4 protein-coding genes and 1 pseudogene are annotated in these 3,724 nt (G+C 71.4%); all 5 read left to right on the forward strand.

Translation table 11 applies throughout. The features are described from left to right. Positions 1-943: pseudogene (locus SSNG_RS03280) on the forward strand (aldo/keto reductase); the annotation flags it as partial. Between the two features lie 91 nt (positions 944-1,034). Continuing rightward, the gene (locus tag SSNG_RS03285) at positions 1,035-1,784 is read left to right on the forward strand and encodes an HNH endonuclease family protein (protein WP_128636850.1); all 750 of its coding nucleotides are present in this window, start codon (positions 1,035-1,037) and stop codon (positions 1,782-1,784) included. Beyond that, positions 1,781-2,077 carry a hypothetical protein gene (locus SSNG_RS03290; RefSeq protein ID WP_042800469.1) on the forward strand — a complete coding sequence of 99 codons (297 nt, stop codon included), beginning with the start codon at positions 1,781-1,783 and terminating at the stop codon, positions 2,075-2,077. The genes SSNG_RS03285 and SSNG_RS03290 overlap by 4 nt, the downstream gene beginning before the upstream one ends. A gap of 71 nt (positions 2,078-2,148) precedes the next feature. Then, complete coding sequence (locus SSNG_RS03295) at positions 2,149-2,559, forward strand: rodlin (RefSeq protein ID WP_007262372.1); 411 nt, start codon at positions 2,149-2,151, stop codon at positions 2,557-2,559. Between the two features lie 239 nt (positions 2,560-2,798). Then, positions 2,799-3,656 (forward strand): glycoside hydrolase family 19 protein, encoded by an 858-nt coding sequence (locus tag SSNG_RS03300; RefSeq protein ID WP_277752160.1) that lies wholly within the window; start codon positions 2,799-2,801, stop codon positions 3,654-3,656. Positions 3,657-3,724: the final 68 nt, after the last annotated feature.

Genomic DNA, 3,724 nt, shown 5'->3' on the forward strand with positions numbered 1-3,724 from the left:
TCCCGCCTCCTCGACGCCTACGAGAAGCGGGCGGGAACTTCGTCGACACGGCGAACATCTAGGGGACGGGGGTTCGGAGCGGATCCTCGGCGAACTCCTCCAGGGACGGCGCGACGGGTTCGTGCTGGCGACCAAGTACACCTGCGCGACCCGTGACGGCGACGTCAACGCGGCGGGCAACCACCGCAAGAGCCTGGTGCGGTCGGTGGAGGCCAGCCTGGAACGGCTGCGGACCGACCACGTCGACGTCCTGTGGGTGCACGCCCGCGACAACTTCACCCCGGTCGACGAGGTGATGCGCGCACTGGACGACCTCGTCCGCACGGGGAAGGCACTGTACGTCGGCGTCTCGGACTGGCCCGCCTGGGAAATCGCGCAGGCGAACACCCTCGCCGAGCTGCGGGGCTGGACGGCGTTCGCCGGCTCGCAGCTGCGCTACAACCTGCTGGAACGGACGCCCGAGCGTGAACTGCTGCCGCAGGCGCGGGCGTTCGACCAGGCCGTACTGGCCTGGGCACCGCTGGCGGCCGGGAAGCTCACCGGCAAGTACCGCCGGGGCGAGGGGGGCCGGCTGGACTCCTGGGACACGGCGGCGTCCCCTCAGGAGGAGGACGTCATCACCGCCGTGCTGGAGATCGCCGAGCAGGGCGGCTGGACCCCGGCCCAGGTGGCGCTGTCCTGGCTCCTCGGGCGCCCGGGCAACATCGTTCCGATCATCGCGGCCACGAACGAGGCCCAACTCGCCGACAACCTGGGCTGTCTCGACGTCCGCCTCGACGCCGACGCCGTCGCCCGGCTCGACGAGGTGAGCGCCGTACCGCTCGGCTTCCCCCACGACTTCCTGCGGGAGCCGCAGGTCGTCACCACCGTCCACGGCGACCGCTGGAGGCAGATCGAGGACCGCCGCAGTACCTGCCGGCGGACGGCCACCGAGGTGTGCTGACCCGGCGACCGGGACCGGTGCGTGGTTGGATGTCCGGTTATGGGTAGTCTTCCCGGGTCAGTTCGCGAAGCGTCTCGTCCGGGGTGGGGTCATGGATCGTCACACAGGTGTACGCGGCGGGGTGGTGGCCGTGGCGCTGCTGCTCGGGGTGAGCGGGTGCGGGGGGACGGGGAGTCCCGGGGACGGCAAGCCGGCGCGGACACCCGTCGGTGCCAGTCCCTCCGCGCGGGCGTCGGCTCCCGCGCCCTCCCCTTCCGCGGGCGACGCCAAGCCGGCCTCCGGGGACGTGCTGCCGGGAATGGCGAGCGCGGCCGTCGCCCGGACCCAGCTCGCCTCGCTGACCACCGGCAAGCCCGGCACGATGGCCGGGTACAGCCGGGACAAGTTCACGCACTGGGCCGAGCAGGGCAACAAGTGCGACACCCGCGAGACGGTCCTCAAGCGCGACGGGGCGGAGGTCACCCAGGACTCCGAGTGCCGCGCCGTGTCGGGCAGCTGGAAGAGCCTGTACGACGGCGTCGCGGTCGACGAGGCCTCGAAGCTGGACATCGACCACATGGTGCCGCTGGCCGAGGCCTGGCGCTCCGGCGCCTCGGGGTGGGACGCCGCGAAGCGCAAGGCCTTCGCCAACGACCTGACGCGGCCGCAACTGCTGGCCGTCTCGGCCGCGTCCAACCGCTCCAAGGGCGACCAGAGTCCCGACCTGTGGCAGCCGCCGGACAAGGCGAGCTGGTGCCAGTACGGGCGTGCCTGGACCACCGTGAAGTCCCACTACGGTCTGACCGTCACCGACGCCGAAAGGGCCGTGCTCACCACCATGATCGACACCTGCGCCTCATGACGGCCCCCCGGCAGTGGCAGGACGAGGTCCTCGCGGGTCCCGGCGGCGCCATGACCGACGAGGTCGGCGTCATCACGGGCCCGCTGACGCTGCGCACCACGGGCGGGGCGGGCGGCGAGGTCCGCTTCGACATCCAGTACACGGACGCGGACGAGTGGTACACGCTCACCGGCAGCCCCGTGCCCCACGGCGACCCGGGCACCCTCCACGCGGCCGCCCTCCGCGCGATCCGCACCGGCGGCGGCGCCTGCGCGCCGGCGGACCCGTTGGGCCGCCCGGGTGACGGGCGATAACTCCTGGGGCGGTCGGCAGTTGGGCAGTGCGTCCCGCCGGGGACAGCACATGCGACAGAAGGATCCTCACGATGCTCAAGAAGTTCATGGCCACCGCCGCCGTCACCGCCTCCGTCCTGGGTGCGGGCGCCCTCGCGGCCTCCCCGGCGATGGCGATCGGCAATGACAACGGGATCAACACGGTCAACGGCAACAACGCCGACCAGATCTACGGCAACCAGGAGACCTCGGGCAAGCTGAGCCCGCAGCTCTCCGCGGTCCAGGGCTCGCTGAACAAGCTCTGCATCGGCCTGCCCGCCAAGGTCAACGTCCAGTCGGTTCTGGCCCTGATCAACGTCGGCGTCCAGGACATCCCGATCGCCTCCAACCCGCAGAACCAGCAGTGCGCCGAGAACTCCACCCAGGCCAAGGGCGACGAGACGCTCTCGCACCTCGTGGAGAACATTCCGGTCCTGTCGGGCAACCTCTCGGCCGGCAGCTGACCCAGCGGCCCCGGAGCGGCGTGGCGGTCCGACCGCCACGCCGCTCCGGCGTGTCCTGGGCCCACGGCAAAGGATTTGGTCTAGACCTTGACAGGTCCAGACCATTATCGGTTCAGTGGCGGTAGTTGTCGCCCCCACCTTCACGCGACAATTCCCCCCACCCCAGGAGCAGTTACGTGATACGCACGCTTCGAAGCCGAGCCCTCTCCCTCGCCGCGGCCGCCGCCGCGACCCTCGGCCTGGCCGTCGCCCTACCCGCCTCCCCCGCGGCCGCGGCCCCCGCCTGTGCCGGGGCCTGGAGCTCCTCCGCCGTCTACACGGGCGGCGCCGGCGTCTCGTACGGCGGCCACAACTGGCAGGCCAAGTGGTGGACCCAGGGCGAAACGCCCGGCACCACCGGCCAGTGGGGCGTCTGGTCTGACCAGGGCGCCTGCGGCGGCGGGGGCCAGGAGCCCGACCCGGGCACCGGCAACCCGTCCGGCTTCGTGGTCAGCGAGGCCCAGTTCAACCAGATGTTCCCGAACCGGAACCCCTTCTACACCTACAACGGCCTGGTCGCGGCGCTCTCCGCGTATCCCGGTTTCGCCAACACCGGCGACGACACCGTCAAGCGGCGCGAGGCGGCCGCCTTCCTCGCGAACGTCTCCCACGAGACGGGCGGGCTGGTGTACATAGTGGAACAGAACACCGCCAACTACCCGCACTACTGCGATGCCACCCAGCCCTACGGCTGTCCCGCCGGCCAGGCCGCGTACTACGGCCGCGGCCCGATCCAGCTCAGCTGGAACTTCAACTACAAGGCGGCGGGCGACGCCCTCGGCATCAACCTGCTCGCCAACCCCTACCTGGTGGAGCAGGACCCGGCCGTCGCGATGAAGACGGCGCTCTGGTACTGGAACACCCAGAACGGCCCCGGCACGATGACCGCGCACGCCGCCATGGTCAACGGCGCCGGCTTCGGCGAGACGATCCGCTCCATCAACGGGGCCCTGGAGTGCAACGGCGGGAACCCCGCGCAGGTGCAGAGCCGGGTGAGCAAGTACCAGAGCTTCACCCAGCTGCTGGGTGTCACCCCGGGGAGCAACCTGAGCTGCTGACGGCGCGGCGGGAGGCCCCGACCCGCCCGCCGGCCTCAAGAGAGAAGGCCGCGCAGCGCCGTGGCCAG

It is taken from the genome of Streptomyces sp. C, from assembly GCF_000158895.1.
GTDB classification, from domain to species: domain Bacteria; phylum Actinomycetota; class Actinomycetes; order Streptomycetales; family Streptomycetaceae; genus Streptomyces; species Streptomyces racemochromogenes.